Annotated in this window: 16 protein-coding genes; 6 read left to right on the top strand and 10 right to left on the bottom strand. The window is 65.9% G+C overall.

All coding sequences use genetic code 11. The annotated features are described in order from the left end of the window. Positions 1-257: 257 nt before the first annotated feature. The 3 genes from Q1A36_RS12880 to Q1A36_RS12870 all read left to right on the top strand — a co-directional run bounded on the left by Q1A36_RS12880 (position 258) and on the right by Q1A36_RS12870 (position 2,763). A complete protein-coding gene (locus tag Q1A36_RS12880; RefSeq protein ID WP_299844575.1) occupies positions 258-944 on the top strand; it encodes a helix-turn-helix domain-containing protein in 687 nt (228 codons plus the stop codon). A gap of 111 nt (positions 945-1,055) precedes the next feature. Beyond that, positions 1,056-2,339 carry a sulfite oxidase gene (locus Q1A36_RS12875; RefSeq protein WP_299844573.1) on the top strand — a complete coding sequence of 428 codons (1,284 nt, stop codon included), beginning with the start codon at positions 1,056-1,058 and terminating at the stop codon, positions 2,337-2,339. A 10-nt stretch (positions 2,340-2,349) separates the two neighbouring features. Further along, positions 2,350-2,763 (top strand): cytochrome C-552, encoded by a 414-nt coding sequence (locus Q1A36_RS12870; RefSeq protein WP_299844571.1) that lies wholly within the window; start codon positions 2,350-2,352, stop codon positions 2,761-2,763. A gap of 6 nt (positions 2,764-2,769) precedes the next feature. Here Q1A36_RS12870 and ugpC read toward each other — a convergent pair whose 3' ends face one another. The 10 genes from ugpC to Q1A36_RS12820 all read right to left on the bottom strand — a co-directional run bounded on the left by ugpC (position 2,770) and on the right by Q1A36_RS12820 (position 13,428). After that, entirely contained in the window at positions 2,770-3,900 is a 1,131-nt protein-coding gene (gene ugpC / locus Q1A36_RS12865; RefSeq protein WP_101752294.1) for a sn-glycerol-3-phosphate ABC transporter ATP-binding protein UgpC, read from the bottom strand. A 70-nt stretch (positions 3,901-3,970) separates the two neighbouring features. Continuing rightward, entirely contained in the window at positions 3,971-5,188 is a 1,218-nt protein-coding gene (locus Q1A36_RS12860; protein ID WP_299844565.1) for an extracellular solute-binding protein, read from the bottom strand. Between the two features lie 27 nt (positions 5,189-5,215). Next, positions 5,216-6,088: a carbohydrate ABC transporter permease gene (locus Q1A36_RS12855; RefSeq protein ID WP_299844562.1), complete on the bottom strand. Its 873-nt coding sequence runs from the start codon at positions 6,086-6,088 to the stop codon at positions 5,216-5,218. Positions 6,089-6,097: 9 nt separating this feature from the next. Beyond that, positions 6,098-6,982, bottom strand: coding sequence for a sugar ABC transporter permease (locus Q1A36_RS12850; RefSeq protein ID WP_101752291.1), 885 nt, complete (start codon positions 6,980-6,982; stop codon positions 6,098-6,100). A 3-nt stretch (positions 6,983-6,985) separates the two neighbouring features. After that, complete coding sequence (locus Q1A36_RS12845; protein WP_299844555.1) at positions 6,986-8,143, bottom strand: Gfo/Idh/MocA family oxidoreductase; 1,158 nt, start codon at positions 8,141-8,143, stop codon at positions 6,986-6,988. A 99-nt stretch (positions 8,144-8,242) separates the two neighbouring features. Continuing rightward, a complete protein-coding gene (locus Q1A36_RS12840) occupies positions 8,243-9,196 on the bottom strand; it encodes an ROK family protein (RefSeq protein WP_299844552.1) in 954 nt (317 codons plus the stop codon). Continuing rightward, positions 9,193-10,320 (bottom strand): N-acetylglucosamine-6-phosphate deacetylase, encoded by a 1,128-nt coding sequence (nagA, locus tag Q1A36_RS12835; RefSeq protein ID WP_299844549.1) that lies wholly within the window; start codon positions 10,318-10,320, stop codon positions 9,193-9,195. Before nagA ends, Q1A36_RS12840 begins: the two co-directional genes overlap by 4 nt. A gap of 8 nt (positions 10,321-10,328) precedes the next feature. Continuing rightward, positions 10,329-11,417, bottom strand: a complete 1,089-nt coding sequence (locus Q1A36_RS12830) for an alanine racemase (protein ID WP_299844546.1) — start codon at positions 11,415-11,417, stop codon at positions 10,329-10,331. After that, positions 11,414-12,919 (bottom strand): M81 family metallopeptidase, encoded by a 1,506-nt coding sequence (locus Q1A36_RS12825; protein WP_299844544.1) that lies wholly within the window; start codon positions 12,917-12,919, stop codon positions 11,414-11,416. Before Q1A36_RS12825 ends, Q1A36_RS12830 begins: the two co-directional genes overlap by 4 nt. A 2-nt stretch (positions 12,920-12,921) precedes the next feature. Then, positions 12,922-13,428, bottom strand: a complete 507-nt coding sequence (locus tag Q1A36_RS12820; protein ID WP_299844542.1) for a hypothetical protein — start codon at positions 13,426-13,428, stop codon at positions 12,922-12,924. 129 nt (positions 13,429-13,557) lie between these two features. Here Q1A36_RS12820 and Q1A36_RS12815 point away from each other — a divergent pair, with 129 nt between their 5' ends. The 3 genes from Q1A36_RS12815 to Q1A36_RS12805 all read left to right on the top strand — a co-directional run bounded on the left by Q1A36_RS12815 (position 13,558) and on the right by Q1A36_RS12805 (position 17,238). Further along, positions 13,558-14,472 (top strand): MurR/RpiR family transcriptional regulator, encoded by a 915-nt coding sequence (locus Q1A36_RS12815; RefSeq protein ID WP_299844539.1) that lies wholly within the window; start codon positions 13,558-13,560, stop codon positions 14,470-14,472. 69 nt (positions 14,473-14,541) lie between these two features. Further along, positions 14,542-15,312 (top strand): SDR family oxidoreductase, encoded by a 771-nt coding sequence (locus Q1A36_RS12810; protein WP_299844536.1) that lies wholly within the window; start codon positions 14,542-14,544, stop codon positions 15,310-15,312. Between the two features lie 21 nt (positions 15,313-15,333). After that, a complete protein-coding gene (locus tag Q1A36_RS12805) occupies positions 15,334-17,238 on the top strand; it encodes a family 20 glycosylhydrolase (protein WP_299844533.1) in 1,905 nt (634 codons plus the stop codon). The last annotated feature ends 13 nt before the right edge of the window (positions 17,239-17,251 follow it).

Raw genomic sequence — 17,251 nt, 5'->3', positions numbered from 1 at the left:
CAAGAGGCGGCAGTTCGAGGGGTGCATCCCATTCCGCCACGGGGGCAGACTTGATCTCGATCAAACTGGCGACCGGATATGGTTAAAAGCGACCGCGATTGAGGCGGGTTCAGGTGGCACTTGCGCCCGGTCCCGGTGCCGGGGCGATGTGGTCAAGCCGTGGGTCCACAAAAGTCATCCCCCGATTTGACCTGCGTCAATTCCCCCTCCGCGCGGGCGTGAGAGAAATACGGCCACAGGGCGATTCGAGAGATGCGATGCACAGCGACGACAGGGCGGAAATCCGCAGCCTCAGGCTGTTTCGGAACATGAGCACGGCGAATTTCGACGCCATGATGCATGCGGCCTATGCGCAGGAGTTCCCGGCACAGCTGCAACTGGTCCGGCAGGGCACGCGCGCGACCTTTTTGCATGTGCTAGTCGAGGGCTCGATCGAGCTTTTCTCGGAATGGCAGGGGCGCGACAGCACTATGGCGATCCTGCGACCGGTCAGCAGCTTCATCCTTGCCGCCTGCATCCGCGATGCGCCGCACCTGATGTCGGCGCGGACGCTGGATGCCAGCCGGGTGGTGTTGATCCCCTCGGCCGATCTGCGCGCGGCCTTTCGCCGGGATGCCGATTTCGCTGTCGATGTGGTCGAGGAACTGGCCCGCTGCTATCGCAGCATGGTCCGCCACACCAAGAGCCTGAAGCTGCGCTCGGCGCGCGAGCGGCTGGCGGCCTACCTGCTGAAGCTGTCGGCGCGGAACGGCAACGCGGCCGGTTTCGCGCTGCCCTACGAAAAGCGGCTCATTGCCTCCTATCTCGGCATTACCCCCGAAAGCCTGTCGCGCGCCTTGAAGGCGCTGGCAGCCGAGGGCGTGTATGTGCAGGGCGCACGGGTGACGCTGACCGACCGCGACCGGCTGGCGGCATTGGCCGGGCTGGACGAGTTGATGGACTGAGCCATCACCTCGCAACGGTCAGGGGACGAAACTGCTTGACAGCTTGCAGTCCCTGCAGTCTCATTGAGGTGACACCAAGCATTTAATGACGATTATACAGGAGGTTAGGACATGTCCGACCTGCCGGATCATGCTGTCGCCCCGATTGACACCGATCAGCCGCCCGGAAACTCGCGCCGCGCCTTCCTGCGCGGGACCAGCCTCTCGGCCTTTGGTGCCCTGCTGGGCATGACCATCCCCTTCGAGCGGAACCTGCCCGCCGGGATCATCCCCGTGGCGCTGGCGCAGGATACCGGGACCGATCTGATGTCGGGAAAGACCGGCCTGACGATCATGAGCGACCGGCCGCTGAATGCCGAGACGCCGGCGCATCTTCTGGACGATGACATCACCCCCTATGAACGCATGTTCGTGCGGCTGAACGGGCTGGTCCCGCAAAGCGCGCTGGACGGCAATGCCGAGGGCTGGACGCTGACCGTCGATGGCGAGGTCGAGACGCCGCTGAGCCTGACTCTCGAGGACCTGAAAGCGCAGTTCGAGACGGTGACGAAGGTGCTTTGGGTCGAATGCGGCGGCAATGGACGGGCCTTCTTCCAGCCGGGCTCCTCGGGCAATCAATGGACCATGGGCGGGGTCGGTTGCCCGGAATGGACCGGGGTGCGGCTGGCCGATGTGCTGAAGGCGGCGGGGGTGAAGCCGAGTGCCGTCTATACCGGCCATTACGGCAATGACGTGCATCTGTCGGGCGATGCCGAGAAGCAGACGATCTCGCGCGGTGCGCCGATCGAGAAGGCGCTGGAGGAGGATGCGATCATCGCCTGGGCGATGAACGGAGAGCCGATCCCGGCGCTGCACGGCTTTCCGCTGCGGCTGGTGGTGCCGGGCTATCCCGGCTCGGTCTCGCAGAAATACCTGACGCGCATCTGGGTGCGCGATCAGGTCCATGACGGCGAGAAGATGACCGGCTATTCCTACCGCCTGCCGGCCTATCCGGTGGCCCCGGGGACCGAGGTGCCCGAGGAGGACATGGTCATCATGACGGTGATGCCAGTGAAATCGCTGATCACCTTTCCCGAGACCGGCACCGAGGTCCCCTCGGGTGCCGCCACCGAGGTGCGCGGCCATGCCTGGTGCGGCAAGGGCGATGTGGCGGCCGTCCATGTCTCGACCGATTTCGGCGCGACCTGGCAGGAGGCCGAGCTGCTCGCGCCGCCGAACAGCTTTGCCTGGCAGCGCTGGCGTGCCAATGTGACCCTGCCGCAGGCCGGCTATTACGAGGTCTGGGCGCGGGCGACCGATGCCGACGGCATCAGCCAGCCGCCGGTCTCGCCGGGCTGGAACCCGCGCGGCTATGGCAACAACCTGCAGCACCGCATCGCGCTGGTCGCAACCTGAGGGGGAGGACATGCACCAGATCCCGCTGAGGCTTGTGCTGGGGCTTGCGGCGCTTTTGGGCAGCGCCGTCCTTTCGGGCGCGCAATCCGGTCCCGATCCGATGCGCGCCCTGCGCAACGAGGTCCAGATTTCCGCCGCCGATCCGATGGTCGCCCTGCGCGCGCCCGCTGCGACCGAGACCGAGGGGCCGGCGCCGAACCCCGAATTCGGCAACCTGCCCGACGCTGCGGGCGCGGAAGAAACCTATTATCAATGCACCGCCTGCCATTCGACGGCGATCATCCTGCAGCAGCGTGTCACCGATGCGCGCTGGGATGACCTGTGGACGTGGATGGTCGAGAAGCAGGGCATGTTCGACCCCGAACCGGCCGAGAAAGAGGTCATCATGACCTATCTCAAGGCCCATTTCTCGTCCGAGCGATAGGCGCCGTCAGGCCGAGAGCGGCACCGGCGGCTCGGTCATCGCGGACAGGTCGATGCGTCGCTCGTAGGCTTCGCCTTCGGCGTTGAACAGGTGGCAATCCTCGGTGCGGAAGCTGATCTCCAGCGGCCGTTCCTCGACGATGACCTGCGTGCCGGGCATGACGAAGCAGAAGTTGTCTTCCTGGTCGGGCAGGGGGGCATAGCCGATGGTCTGCTGGCCCAGTTGCTCGACGACCGCAGGGGTGACGGTGATGTTCGCCTCGCCCCGGCCGATCTGGATATGCTCGGGACGGATGCCCAGCATCAGCGGCTTGCCCTCCATCCCGGCAAGGCCATCGACCGGGATCAAGAGGCGCTGGCCGTTCAGATCGACCTCGACCCCGGCGGTCGAGACGGCGGTGCAGGTCACTGGCAGCATGTTCATCCGCGGATTGCCGATGAAGCGCGCGACGAAAGCGTTCTGCGGCTTGTGGTAGAGTTCCAGCGGCGCCCCCACCTGGGCGATATAGCCGGCATTCAGCACCACGATGCGGTCGGCCATGGTCATGGCCTCGACCTGGTCATGGGTGACATAGATCATCGTCGCACCAAGCTGCTTGTGCAGGCGCGTCAACTCGATCCGCATGTCCGCGCGCAGGGCGGCGTCGAGGTTCGACAGAGGCTCGTCGAACAGGAAGATCTTCGGTTCGCGCACGATGGCCCGACCGATGGCGACGCGCTGGCGCTGACCGCCCGAGAGCATCCCGGGCTTCTGTTGCAGGCGCTGGTCCAGATGCAGGATGGCGGCGGCGGATTCGACCTTCTCGCGGATCACCTCCTCGGAGGCGCGTTCAACCCGAAGCGGGAAGGCAATGTTTTCGTAGACCGACATATGCGGGTAAAGCGCATAGGACTGGAACACCATGGCGATGCCGCGCTTGACCGGCGGCAGGTCGTTCACCCGCTGCCCGTCGATGACGATGTCGCCGCCGCTGGTATGCTCGAGCCCCGCGACCATGCGCAGAAGCGTGGACTTGCCGCAGCCCGAGGGACCGACGAAGACGACGAACTCGCCGTCCTGCACCTCCAGCGAGACATGCTTGACCACCTCGATCTGGCCAAAGCTCTTCACCACGTTCTTCAGTGTCAACTGGCCCAAGCGCCCACTCCTTCGCGACGTCCGTCAGAATGGCCCGGCCGCATGACGGCGCGGCCGGGCCGGGTTCAGCTTACTTGTATTCTTCCAGCGCAGCGGCCGCCTTGGTCAGCGCCGCCTGCGGCTCGGCCGCGCCGGTGACGACCGACTGGACCATCTCGATCATGACGTTCTGCAGGCCCTTGTAATCGGTGAACAGGGGCTCGGGTCCGCCATACTCGATGCCGTCGATATAGGGCTTCCAGAAGGGCGTGTTCTTCACCAGTTCCTCGACCTCGGGGCGCGGGCGCAGCGGGGTCAGGCCGGCATCCGGCGACATCTCGTACTGGATCTGGATATCGGGCGAGGTGATGTACTTGGCGAATTCGGTCGCCTTCTCCTCGACCCCGGTGCCCGCGAAGACCACGAGGCTGTCGGTGATCAGCAGCGTGCCCGGCCCGGTGGCCGATGGCCCCAGCGGCAGGGTGGTCACGCCCCAGTTGATGTCGGTTTCCGCCAGACGCGTCGCGGTGCCGGCCGAGGCCTGCAGCATCCCGACCTTGCCATCAAGGAAGATCGCCCGCATCTCGTTCTGCTCGTAGGCGGTGGCGCCTTCGACCGAATACGGGGTGATGTCCTTGTAGGCCTGCAGCGCGGCCAGGTTCTCGGGGCTGTCGAGGACGATATTGTCCTCGGCATCGATCACCTTGCCGTTGTTGGTGTAAATCCAGTGCAGGAACTGGTGCATGGTGTTGTCCATGGTCTTGGCCGAGAGGCCATAACCCGGGGTGCCGGTCTTTTCCTTGATGATCTTGGCGAACTCGATCTCTTCGGCCCAGGTCTTCGGCGGCGTCTCGGGGTCAAGCCCGGCGGCCTTGAACAGGTCCTTGTTCCAGTAGAGCGCCTTCGTCGAGAAGGCGACAGGCACGCCCCACTGGGTGTCCTGGAAGGTCACGGTGTCGACGATATGGGGGTAATAGGCTGCCTTTTCCTCTTCGGTCATCGGCACCGGCACGATCAACTCGTTCAGCGCGAATTCCTTCAGCGTGCGCGAGCCGACATAGGCCAGCCCGACCGGGCTGCCGGCGGCGGCCAGCGTGGTCGCCTTGTCCTGGCACTGCGCCCAGCCCACCAGCTCGGGCTTGACCTGAAAGTCCGGGTTGGCGGCGTTCCATTCGGCGATGTATTTTTCATGCACGCCATCGATGCGGTCGCCGCAATAGATCCAGCTGATGTCTTCGGCCAGGGCGGGCAGGGCGGTGCTGCCGGCGAGGGCCAGGCCGATCAGGCTGCGTTTGAAGAGTGTGGTCACGTGTAAGTCTCCCGGTTGTTTAAGGCGTTATTGTTTCACCGCGCCGGCGGTCAGCCCGCCCACGAGATGGCGTTGCAGGAAGAAGATGATGACCAGTGCAGGCAGGATGCCCACGAAACTGGCGGCCATCAGCTCGTTCCAGATCACCTCCTGCTTGCCGAAGAAGGCGTAAAGCCCGATCGGCAGCGGCATGTATTCGGTCTTGGAGTTGAAGGTCAGCGCGAAGATGAACTGCTGTGAATAGGCGCCGATGAAGGTCACGATGGCGACCACGACGATGCCCGGACGCGCGATCGGCAGGATCACCCGGCGGAAGGTATAGAACTGGCTGGCGCCATCCATGTAGGCGGCCTCGTTCAGCTCGGTCGGGATGCGCATCATGTAAGTGCGCAGCAGCCAGATGGCCGAGGGGATCAGGAAGGCCGCGCCCGGAATGATCATCGCCCAATAGGTGTTCAGAAGCCCCAGCGTCCGCATCAGCCGGAACAGCGGGATCAACAGCACCGCACCCGAGAACATGCTGACGGCAAGGAAGGCCCCCAGCACCAGCCCCATGCCGGCAAAGCGGAAGCGGGCGAAGGCATAGGCGGCGGGCACGACCAGAAGCAGCACGATGCAGGTCGAGATGATCGAGATGAAGAAGGAGTTGAAGATATAGCGGGCGAAACCCGGCACCGTCTTCCACATGTCGAAATAGGCGGCGAACGAGCCGTTCTCGGGCCAGAAGGTATAGGGCGAGGAGAACAGCTGAGACAGCGGTTTCAGGCTGACGAGGAAGCCCTCGATGAAGGGAGAGAGCAGGAAGAACAGGAAGGCGAAGATGCCAAGGTAGATGCCGACGATTTCCCACCAGCGATAGCGGTCGATCATCGCGGTGTCGTCCTTGCGAAACAGCGCCATGGGACCCTCCTAGGCCTTGCCGGGGTCCGCCAGCCGGCGGACGATGCGGAAATAGGCGATGCAGAACATCGACAGGAACAGGCAGATGACCACGGCCCGCGCCGCACCCTCGCCATATTTCTTCGAGCCGATCGCGGTGTTGTAGGTGTCGATGATCATCGTCGTGGTCTGGCCGGACGGACCGCCCTGGGTCAGGATCCAGATGATGTCGAAACTGTTGAAGGTGGCGATCAGCGACAGCATCGACATGGTGATGATCGCCGGCGCCATCAGCGGCAGGGTGATGCGGCGGAAGCGCGTCCAGCGGCCGGCGCCATCGGTCCAGGCGGCCTCGTAAAGGTCCTTGGGGATCGCCTGCATGGCGGCGAGGAAATAGATCGTCACCATCGGCACGCCGATCCACACGTCGGTGACGATCGTGGCCCAGAAGGCGGTGCTGCCATAGGCGAGGAAGGCCACCGGGCCATCGGTCAGGCCGAAGCGTTGCAAGAGGCCCGAGATCATCCCGAACTGGCCGTTATACATCCAGCCCCACATGAAGATGCCGATGGCCATCGGCACGATCCAGGGCGGCATGGTCAGGATGCGGAAGATGTTGCGACCCGGCACCGAGGCGTTCAGCAGCACCGCCCCGCACATGCCGATGATCATCTTCAAGAGGACCGAGAAGAAGGTCCAGATGAAGGTGCGGGTGATGACAGTCAAGAAAGTCTCGTTGAAGATCTTCTCATAGTTGCGCCAGCCGACATAGTTCACCACCTTGCGCAGCGAGGCATCGGTGAAGGACAGCCGGAAGGTCTCGAACAGGGGCCATGCCACGATGATCAGCACATAGAGGATCGCGGGGGCCAGAAGCGCCCAGGCAAAGATCATGGCGGATCGTGACTTGATCATGGCTCAGGCCGCCTTCCGGACCAGCGCATTGTCATAACGATCCCAAACCGGCGCGAGGTCAAGCACCTTGCCGCTGCGCCGCGCCTCGTCCATCGACAAGGCAAGGATGCCGGCCTCCAGCGCCTGCAGGGTCGAGACCGGCAGCGGGCCGTTCTTCATGACGTGATCGACCACCTCGGCCGCCATTTTCTCATCGGCGCCGTAATGCTGCGACAGGGCGGTGGCCTTGTATTCGCGCTCGACCACGCGGGATTCGCTCAGCACATCGGTGACGTTCAGGAAACCGCGGATGAAATCGCCCTCGGCCTGGCCCTTGGTGCCGAAGACGGCAAAGCGGCGGAACTGGTCGGGTGCGTTCAGGTTGGTGTGGAAATTCATCCCCACGCCGTTCTCGTATTCGACGATGGCCACCTGATAGTCGATGATATCGGCATCGGTGTCGAAGACCTTGTCCGAGCCGTTCCAGCCCGAAGGCTTGCGGTGGTAGAGGCTCAGGTCGTTGATGCCCTCGTTGCGCGGATCGTTGGCCGGGATGAAGGTCTTTCGCCCGCCAAAGCTGGCGACCCGGCGCGGGCGTGCGCCGATCAGACCGTTGTAAAGATCGAGATCGTGGCAGCATTTCTCGAGCATGAAGCTGCCGGACCATTTTTCATAGCGCCGCCAGTCGCGCATGAAGAAGGCGCCGTGATAGGGGAAGATATGCTCGGCTGCCTCGACCGAGACGATCTTGCCAAGACGGCCCTCGTCCCGCGCGGCCAGCAGATCGCGGTAAAGCGGCGCATAGCGCAGCACCAGCCCGACCAGCAGCCGGTCATGGCCATAGCGCCCCATCAGCGCCGCCAGCTCATAGGTCTGTTCGATGCTGGCAACGATGGGCTTCTCGGAAAAGATTTTCACCCCGGCCTCGAGGCCAAGCCGGATATGGTCCAGATGCAGATGGTTGGGCGAGCCGATCATCAACAGATCGAACCCGCCCGCCCGCACCAATGCCTCGGGCGAGGCATGGCTGATGCCCGCAGAAATGCCATGTTCCGTGAGTGTCGCAAGGCCTGCGGGCGCGGGATCGAAATAGCCGACGATCTCGAAATCCGGGTCCATCTCCTTGAAGACATGGCCCAGATAGCCAAGCCGATAACCCAGTCCGATGATGGCGACCTTCATTCGACGACCCCTCCCCGCGAAGAAATTCATTTTCGTGAATTTGCCGATTTCACTGCGGCCAGTCAACAAATTTCACGCGATCTCGGCGGTTGCGTGTAATCAATTTTCACATAGGGCGGGGATTTCGCCATCGGGGCGACGTTCTGTCGCGGCATTCCCAAGCCCCAGAATGGCCGCGCCGACGAGGCCCGGCTCGATTCGGCATTCGGCGGCCACCAGAAGCGGGAGGTCGATTCGGCGCAGGGTCCGCGCCCGGACCTCGCGGTCCAGCGCCTCGATCAGCGGCAGCGCGTTCGACAGCCCGCCGCCGACCGGCATGATACCGGCGCCCAGCAGGTTCTGGATCATCGCCAAGGGTCCGGCCAGCAACTCGATCCACAGCGCCATGCTGCGCGCGGGTTGCGGCTTGCCCGCCTGCCAGCCGGCGATGATCGCATGGCTGTCGGCCACCACGCCCGGATGCAGGTGTTCATGAAGCATCTCCAGCCCGCGCGCGCCGCAGACGGCATCGAGGCAACCCGACAAGCCGCAGCCGCAGGGAAAGGCGGGCAGGGTGATCTCGGGCTGGCCCAGCACGCGCTGCGCCACCGGGGCATGCCCCCATTCACCGGCAAAGCCGCCATTGCGGTTGATCAGCTGTCCGCGCACCACGACGCCGCCGCCGATCCCGGTGCCAAGGATCACCCCCAGCACCACATCATGCCCGCGCCCGGCGCCGACCGTGGCCTCGGCCAGTGCAAAGCAATCCGCGTCATTGGCCAGATCGACCGGCAGACCCAGGGCCTGGATCAGATCGTCATGCAGTCGCCGCCCGGAGAGGCAGGGGATATTCGCCACGCGGGCAATGCCGGTTTCCGGATCGAGCACCCCTGCGATCGAGATCGCCACGCGCTCGGGGCCGGGCGCGGCGGCGATGGCATCGCCGAGGATCGCGGTGAAGGCGCCGAAATCATCCCCCGGTGTCGGCACGCGCCCCAGGGGGCGCACGTCGTCGGGCGCATGGGCATGGGCGATCTTGATGGTGCTGCCGCCGATGTCGAAGCAAAGGATCATGGCGAAACCCGCGTGCCGCCGATCCAGGTGCCGGCGGCGGTGATCTCGGGCGTGATGGCGATGAAATCCGCCCGCGCACCGGGCTGCAGATGGCCCAGATCGTCGCAGCCCATGGCCTGCGCCGGGTTCAGCGCCGCGAGTTGCAAGGCCTGATCCAGCGGCAGCCCCAGTCCCTGATGCACATGCCTGACCGCGTCGATCAGGGCGATATCGGCCCCCGCCAGCGTGCCATCGGCCAGCGTCAACCGCCCATCCTTGCGAAAGATCTGCCGGCCGTTCAGCGTCAGGCCCGGCAGGTCGGTGCCGATGGTGGACATGGCGTCCGAGACGAGGAACATCCGCCCCGGACCGGCCTTGCCGCGCAGCGCGATGCGCAGGGCGGCGTCGTCGACATGGAAGCCATCGGCGATCAGACCGGCCGAGACCCGGCCATCATCCAGCGCCGCGCCGACAAGGCCCGGCGCGCGATGGGTCAGGGGACTCATGGCGTTGAAAAGATGCGTGACCATGCGCGCGCCGGCATCGATCCCGGCCTGTGCCGCGCTGAAAGCACAATCGCTGTGTCCAAGGCTGACCGTCGCCCCGGCCTCGGCCAGCGCGCGGATCTGCGCGACCGTCACCGCCTCGGGCGCGAGGGTACAGATGAGATGCGGCAGGCTTGCGGCGGCTTCGACCAGCAGCGCCAGATCCCCGGCCTCCATCGGGCGGATCAGCGCAGGGTCATGGGTGCCCTTGCGCGCCGGGTCGAAATGCGGGCCTTCGAGATGCAGGCCCAGCAGGCCGGGCTGGCCCTTGGCCGCTTCGGTCGCGGCGATGGCGGCGCGGGTCACCTCGGGCCGGTCGGTGATCAGCGTGACCATGACCGAGGTTGTGCCGAAAGCGGCATGGGCGGCGCAGATGCGGGCGATGCCTTGGGCGGTGGGTTCGTCATTCAGCATGACCCCGCCGCCGCCATTCACCTGCAGATCGACCAGTCCGGGCACGATCCAGCCGGGGATGGTTTCGGCCCCTTCGGCCTCGGCGGCGGGCAGGATGGCGGCGACGCGGTCGCCCTCGACAACCAGCGCCGCATCATCATGCCAGCGATGCCCGTCAAAAATCCACTCGGCGCGATAGGCGGTCATCGCCAGAGTCACCAGACGGTGCCGCGCGCCGCCAGCGGTTCGACCCGCGTGACCACGCCGCCGCGGTGAAACACCATGCGGTCGAACAGGTTCGAGACCACGCAGGTATGGTTCGGGATCACCCGGACCTGCTGGCCGACCGTGGGCAACGGGCCGGTGCAGCCGCTGAGATCGACCACCGCATGTTCCTCGGACAGCGCCACGATCCGCGCGCCCGGCAGGCCCTCGATCTCGCCGTGATCGGCAAAGCCCAGAAGGTCCGAGGTCAGCGCCTTCGATCCCGAATCCAGCACCGCCCGCGTCGGCGTCGGGCGCGACACGACCGTGGCCAGCACATGCATGGCCAGATCCTGCGGCCCGCATTCGCCGGCGCGGACCATCGAGCGGTCGTTATAGACATAGGTTCCGGCCCGGTGCTCGGTCGCCGCCGGCACAAGATGCGCCTTCCACAGATCGGGACTGCCGCCGTTCGAGCGGACGGGGCAGTCGATCCCCTTCGCTGCCAACAGCGCCACCGCCTCGGTCAGAAAGGCCTGCACCGCCTCCGCCCCGCCGACGGCGGGATAGGTCAGGAGGCCGTGGAAGCGCAGCCCCGGCGCAGCGGCGATACGGGCGGCGAGATCGGCGGCGGCCTGGGGCGTCTGCACGCCGCAGCGCCCGCCGCCGGTATCGCATTCGACCATCACCGACAGCGGCTTGCCGGCGGCAAAAGCCCCGGCATAGCCATCGACGGTGGTTTCGCTGTCGGCGCAGACGGTCAGCCGGGCCACGCGGTCGTTCAGCGCCTTCAGCCCCGACAGCCGCGCCGGGCCGAGGATGTTATAGGTGATCAGGATGTCGTTGATCCCGGCATCGGCAAAGGCTTCGGCTTCGGTCAGCTTCTGGCAATTGATCCCGACCGCCCCGGCCGCCAGCTGCGCCTGCGCCACCGAGGCCAGCTTGTGGGTCTTGATATGCGGGCGGAAGGCCAGACCGTGCCCGGCCAGATAGTCCTGCGCGCGGGCGATATTGGCGGCCAGCCGGTCCTCGTCGATCACCGGCATCGGGGTGGGCACATCGGCAAGCGCGGTGCCGGGTTCGGGCCAGGGAAAGCTCATGTCGCGTCTCCGAACGGGTTGTCGCTGCGCGGCCAGATATCCTGCCGCACCAGCCGGTAGGGGTTGGTCGCCGGGTCATTCGGATAGGGATGACCGGCCGAGCAATAGATGATCTCCGAGGCGATCGGCTGGAAGGCCGCGTAGAAGTGGTTGGTCGACTTGATGACCAGTATCTTGCAGGCCAGGGGATCGATGCCAAGCGCCGTGAAGAGGGACGGGTCATAGCTTTGCGCCCGGACCGTGTTCAGGATGACCTCGATCCCGGTGTCCTCGCCCGCCGCGTCCAGCAGCACGATGCGCACCGCCGGGCCGAAGGGCACGACACTTTCGCCGAAGCGCATTTCGGCGGTGGGGTTCACCCGGATCACCCGGACCAGCGCATCCATCGGTTCGCCGGTCTCGGGTGCGGATTTTCCGCCAAAGCGCAGCGGCATTTCCGCGCCTTCGCCCGCGACCATGCAGAGCTGCACTGCGATCGGGTCCCAGATCGTGCCGATGGCGACGCCGGTTGCGCCCTGTGCCAGCAATTCGCGCAGGATCACCGTGGCATCGCCCGCCGTGCCGCCGCCCGGATTGTCCCACATGTCGGCAATGACCACCGGCCCACTTGCCGCCGCCATCGCCTGCGCCACCGCCGCCGTCTCGTCGAGCGAGGGCATCATGTGCCGGCCGCGATTGGCGTAAAGCTCCTCGCCCAATTGCCGGGCAAGCGCGGCACCGAAATCGGCATTGCCATCGGTGATCGCAATGGTCTTGGTGCCCATCTCGGGCACGTCGCCGGCCATGAAGCCGTGGATGGCCGAGAGCGACAGGATGCGCGGATCGTCCCGCTCCATCGCCATCATCCGGTCGACAAAGCCGCGCATCGGCTGGCGCGAGGTGGGGAACACGTCGATCATCCGGCAGTCATGGACCGACATGACCGGGCGCACGCGGCCTTCCAGCGTATCGACCACGATCTGCCACAGATCCTCGGCCCGCTCGACGAAATCGGTATGCGGGAATTCCTTGAAGGCGACAAAGACATCTGCCGCCGCCACACGCTTGGCGGTCAGGTGGCTGTGCGGGTCGAGTTCCGCGGCCAGCAGCACATCCGGTCCGATGATCTCGCGGATGCGGGCCAGCAGATCGCCCTCGGGGTCGAGATAGCCCTGTGCCACCATCGCGCCATGCAGGCCCAGCACCACCGCATCCACCGGCAGGGCGGCGCGGAGTTGATCCAGAATCTCGTCGCGCAGTCCTTCATAGGCCCCGCGCGAGACAAGGCCCGCCGGGTCGGCCCAGGCCGCCGTGCCCTCGATCAATGTCCAACCCTGCGCGGCGCAGACCCGGCGGCCCACGGTGATCGGCGCGGTGCACAGCGTCGGCGTCTCGGGATGCTGGCCGGGCGGGGCATAGAGCGAATCCTCGAAGCCGCGGCGGTCGATGACGATGGGCGAAAAGGTGTTGGTCTCGGTGGCGAGGGCGGCGGTGAAGATGCGCGGGGGTGACGCAAGGGCCATGATCAGTCCTGGATATGGGGCAGGTAGCCCACGAAACCGGCGATCTTCCAGCGCCCGCCCTCGCGCCGGCAGACATAGAGAGTCTGCCAGTTCATCCGCTCGGACGTGCCGTCCGCCTTGGCCAGATGGCCGTCGAACTTCTTGCGCACCAGCGCGGCCTCGCCATCGATCTCGATTTCTTCCAGCCGGGTGGCGGCAAAGATGCCGTCGCGCGGATCGCCGGCAAAGGCCCCAGCCGCACGCGCCGCGCCGAATTCCTGCGCCTGCCGCAGCCATTCGCTGCGATAGGCGTCAAGCGTCGGGAAGGCCAATGTGAACTTCTGCGGATCGGGCTGGAAATGGCCGCTCATTCCGGTGAAGTTGGCGGCGACGAAGTCATCCGCGACCGCCCCCCAATCGGCGCTGACGAAGGCGTCGATGTCGCGCGGCACCAGCATTTGCCAGATCGCGCGGCGATCGGCATCCTCGGCGGGGAAGGGGTTCACAAACGGATCGCGCTCAGTGGCCATTGGCCGCCCTCATGAAAATTTTTTCAGTGATCTTGCGAAAGTTCTGGAATAATCGCGGCAGATTTGGCTAAATGTCAAGCGATGAAGAAAATAAATTTCGGCACATTGAGGCCAGAGCGGGGAGGCGGCATGGGCGAAGATGCAGCGAAGGACGGCAATGCCGCCGCCGGCATGGCCGCGCCCGACCTGATCGCGGCGCTGACCGACGAATCGGCGCTGGTCTCGCCGCTGGAACGCAAGTTGGCCGCCTCGATCCTCGCGGATGTGAATTTCGCCACCAATGCCTCGATCACCGAGATCGCGGCGCGCGCGGGCGTATCGCCGCCCACGGTCACGCGCTTCTGCCGCCGCCTGGGTTGCGCCTCCTTCTCGGATTTCAAGGTGCAGCTGGCGCGCTCGGCCTATGTCGGGCTGCGCTATCTGCGCCCGGAATCGGTGACCTCGACCCCCGCCGAAGTGGCCGAGGATATCGTCACCAAGGCGCAGAACGCGCTGTTCGAGATGCATCGCGGGCTGGACCTCGAGGCGCTGTCGCGGGCGGCGGCGCTGCTGGCCAAGGCGCAGATGATCTATGCCTTCGGGGCGGGCGGCAATTCCTCGATGATCGTGAACGAATTGCAGAACCGGCTGTTCCGGCTTGGCTGCCGCATCGCGGCCTCGAACGATCACGGCATGAACCTGATGCTGTCGGCGGCGGCCGAGCCGGGCACGGTGGTCTTCGGCTCGTCCTTCAGCGGGCGCAATCATGAACTGGTGCGCTGCTTCCAACTGCTGCGCGAGCGCGGCATCAAGACCATCGCGCTGACCCAAAGCGGCTCGCCCCTGGCCGAGGCGGCGGATGTGGTCATCACCGTCGACCTGCCCGAGGGGCAGAACATCTTTCGCGCCACCTCGACCCGTTACGCCTTTCTGGCGACGGTCGACATTCTGGCGAACCTTGTCGCCTATGCCGACCGCAGCCGCTCGACCCGGCTGCTGCGCGGGATCAAGGAGCAACTGATCAAGCATCGTGACGGCGACGACCGGCAATTGCTGGGCGACTGACCTGACCGGCGACGGGGCGGGCGGCAGCCCCCGGTGCCTGTGGACCCTGCCGCCAGAGGATAACGGAAGATGACGAAACGCTTGGCGGTAGTGACCGGTGCGGCAGGAGATATCGGGCAAGCCATCGTGCGGCGCCTGCTGCAGGATCATGATGCGGTGCTGTTGGCCGACCGCGATCTCGCGGGCGCCGAGTCGGCGGCGCGCGGGATCGGCCCGGCCTGCACCGGCATCCGCGTCGACGTGACCGACCCTGCCAGCTGCGCGGCCTTGGCCGAGGCGGCGGCGGCGGCGGGCGGCGCGACCACGCTGGTCAACAACGCGGGCGCAGCGCAGGGCGCGAGCCTCCAAGGGACCAGCATCGAGAACTGGCAGGCCGACCGGGCGCTGAACCTCGATGCCGCCTTCTATGTCTTCGGCGCGCTGGCGGGTCAGCTTGCCGAGAAGCGCGGCTCGGTGGTCAACGTCGCCTCGGTCAATGGCCTGAGCGTCTTTGGCCATCCGGCCTATTCCGCCGCGAAGGCCGGGATGATCCACCTGACCCGGCTGATCGCGGTCGAATATGGCGCCAAGGGCATCCGCGCCAATGCCGTGGCCCCCGGCACCGTCCGCACCCGCGCCTGGCAGGCCCGCGCCGATGCCAACCCGGATGTGTTCCGCGAGGCGGCCGAGCATTACGCCCTTGGCCGCATCGTCGCGCCCGAGGACGTGGCCGAGGCGGTGGGCTTCCTTGCCTCGCCGCTGGCCGGCGCGATTACCGGCGTGGTGCTGCCTGTGGATTGCGGGTTGACCGCCGGTATCCCGGCGCTCGCGCGCACCTTCAGCCAAACCGACGATTACTGAGATAGCAGGAAGGATATCCCCATGAGCCTGTTCCTTGAAAACGCATGGGTGCCGAATCCCGGCCCGGACGGCACCTGGACCGTGACCCTGCACAATCTGGGCGAGACCGATCTGTCGGGCTTCAGCCTGTCGCTGACCACCATCACCCGGATCATGCCCGAACATACGCTCGAGAATGCCCGGCTGAAGCGTCGGGTGGCGAATTTCCACGAGTTCCTGCCGCCCGAGGGGCTGCGGCTTGCGCCGGGGCAAAGCTGGCGCTTTCAGGCCTCGGGGCTGAACCGCTCGCCCTTCCATCGCAATGACGCGGCCAAGACCGCCTGGGTCACGCTGCCCTCGGGCGAGCATCTGCCGGTGCAGGTTGGTGATCTGGTGCAGGGCCACGCCGCGCCGGTCCTGCCGCCGCCGCGCCTGCCCGAGGGCCGGCTGACGCTGCCCTTTGCCATGCTGCCCTGGCCCAACGCCGTCGAGGGCGAAGCTGGCGCCGCGCCGGTGCTGATCCATGCGGGCGAGGGGACATCGTTGCCCGATCAGCGGCTGATGCTGTCCATCGACGCGCTGCACGCCCGGCTGTTTCCAACTGCGCGAAAACTGTTCCAGATCAGCGCCACGCCGGGCAGCCGGGCGCTGGTCTTTGCCACGGACGCTACAATTCCGGCCGAGGGCTATCGGCTCGATTTCGGCGATGCCATCACCCTGACCGCCAGCGGCGAGGCGGGTCGTCGTCTGGGTCTCATCACGCTCGCCCAGATGCTGCACGGAGCCTATACCGACCCCGATTTCCGCTTCCCCGCCAGCGGGCGCATCACCGACGCCCCGCGCTATGGCTGGCGCGCCAGCCATCTGGACTGCTCGCGGCATTTCTGGCGGCTGGATCAGGTCAAGCGAGTCATCGACATCCTCGCCTGGTACAAGATGAACCTGTTCCACTGGCATCTGACCGATGACGAGGGTTGGCGGGCCGAGATCCGCGCCTATCCCGAGCTGACCAGCACGGGCGCGACGCGCGGCTATGACCGGCCCGGGATGCTGCCGCAGCTGGGTGACGGACCCGAGGATCAGGGCGGCTTCTACACGCAGGACCAGATGCGCGAGGTGGTGGCCCATGCGACCGCGCTTGGCATCGAGGTCATGCCCGAGATCGAGACCCCGGGCCATGCCGCCTGCGTCATGGCGGCCCTGCCCTTCCTTGTCGATCCGGACGAGACCCCGGCGAGCTATTTCCCGGTGCAGGGCTATCCGAACAATTCGTGGAATCCGGGCGTGCCCGAGACCTTCACCGTGCTGGAAACCATCATCGACGAGCTGTGCGAGATCTTCCCCTCGAAGCATTTCCATATCGGCGGCGACGAGGTGGCGAAGAATGCCTGGCTAGAAAGCCCCAAGGCCCGCATCCTGATGCAGCGCGAGGGGCTGGCCGGCACCTTCGAGCTGCAAAGCTGGTTCCTGCGCAAGATCAAGGCGATGCTGACCGCGCGTGGCAAGGTGCTGGTGGGCTGGAACGAGGTTGCCCATGGCGGCGGGGTCGGGCCCGAGGACACGCTGCTGATGGCCTGGGAAAAGCCCGAGGTCGGGATCGAGCTGGCGCGCCAGGGCTATGACGTCGTGATGACACCGGGGCAGGCCTATTACATGGACATGGTGCAGGGACCGGACTGGCTGGAAAACGGCGCGGGCTGGGCCGGGCCGGTGCCGCCGGAAAAGACCTATGGCTACGAGGCCGAGGGCGACTTCCCCGACGATCTGCGCGAGCGGATGCGCGGAATCCAGTCCTGCATCTGGTGCGAGCATTTCACCACCGATGCCTGGTTCAATGATCTGGTCTTCCCGCGCCTGCCCGCCGTGGCCGAGGCCGGCTGGACCCAGAAAGCCGGCAAGGACTGGTTGCGCTTCGCCGCCCAGGTGCGGCTGCATCCGCAGCTTTGAGGGGGGGAGGCAG

The sequence above is a fragment of the uncultured Paracoccus sp. genome, from assembly GCF_947487305.1.
Taxonomy (GTDB): Bacteria; Pseudomonadota; Alphaproteobacteria; order Rhodobacterales; family Rhodobacteraceae; genus Paracoccus.
The sequence above is the reverse complement of the archived record's forward strand: the minus strand, read 5'-3'. Positions and strand labels throughout refer to the sequence as shown.

Coding starts and splice junctions, on each gene's coding strand:
- Q1A36_RS12840 (WP_299844552.1), bottom strand. CDS start 9,196: ATGATCCTTTGCTTCGACATCGGCGGCAGCACCATCAAGATCGCCCAT.
- Q1A36_RS12820 (WP_299844542.1), bottom strand. CDS start 13,428: ATGGCCACTGAGCGCGATCCGTTTGTGAACCCCTTCCCCGCCGAGGAT.
- Q1A36_RS12880 (WP_299844575.1), top strand. CDS start 258: ATGCACAGCGACGACAGGGCGGAAATCCGCAGCCTCAGGCTGTTTCGG.
- Q1A36_RS12850 (WP_101752291.1), bottom strand. CDS start 6,982: ATGATCAAGTCACGATCCGCCATGATCTTTGCCTGGGCGCTTCTGGCC.
- Q1A36_RS12810 (WP_299844536.1), top strand. CDS start 14,542: ATGACGAAACGCTTGGCGGTAGTGACCGGTGCGGCAGGAGATATCGGG.
- Q1A36_RS12855 (WP_299844562.1), bottom strand. CDS start 6,088: ATGGCGCTGTTTCGCAAGGACGACACCGCGATGATCGACCGCTATCGC.
- Q1A36_RS12845 (WP_299844555.1), bottom strand. CDS start 8,143: ATGAAGGTCGCCATCATCGGACTGGGTTATCGGCTTGGCTATCTGGGC.
- Q1A36_RS12870 (WP_299844571.1), top strand. CDS start 2,350: ATGCACCAGATCCCGCTGAGGCTTGTGCTGGGGCTTGCGGCGCTTTTG.
- Q1A36_RS12805 (WP_299844533.1), top strand. CDS start 15,334: ATGAGCCTGTTCCTTGAAAACGCATGGGTGCCGAATCCCGGCCCGGAC.
- Q1A36_RS12825 (WP_299844544.1), bottom strand. CDS start 12,919: ATGGCCCTTGCGTCACCCCCGCGCATCTTCACCGCCGCCCTCGCCACC.
- Q1A36_RS12830 (WP_299844546.1), bottom strand. CDS start 11,417: ATGAGCTTTCCCTGGCCCGAACCCGGCACCGCGCTTGCCGATGTGCCC.
- nagA (WP_299844549.1), bottom strand. CDS start 10,320: ATGACCGCCTATCGCGCCGAGTGGATTTTTGACGGGCATCGCTGGCAT.
- Q1A36_RS12875 (WP_299844573.1), top strand. CDS start 1,056: ATGTCCGACCTGCCGGATCATGCTGTCGCCCCGATTGACACCGATCAG.
- Q1A36_RS12815 (WP_299844539.1), top strand. CDS start 13,558: ATGGGCGAAGATGCAGCGAAGGACGGCAATGCCGCCGCCGGCATGGCC.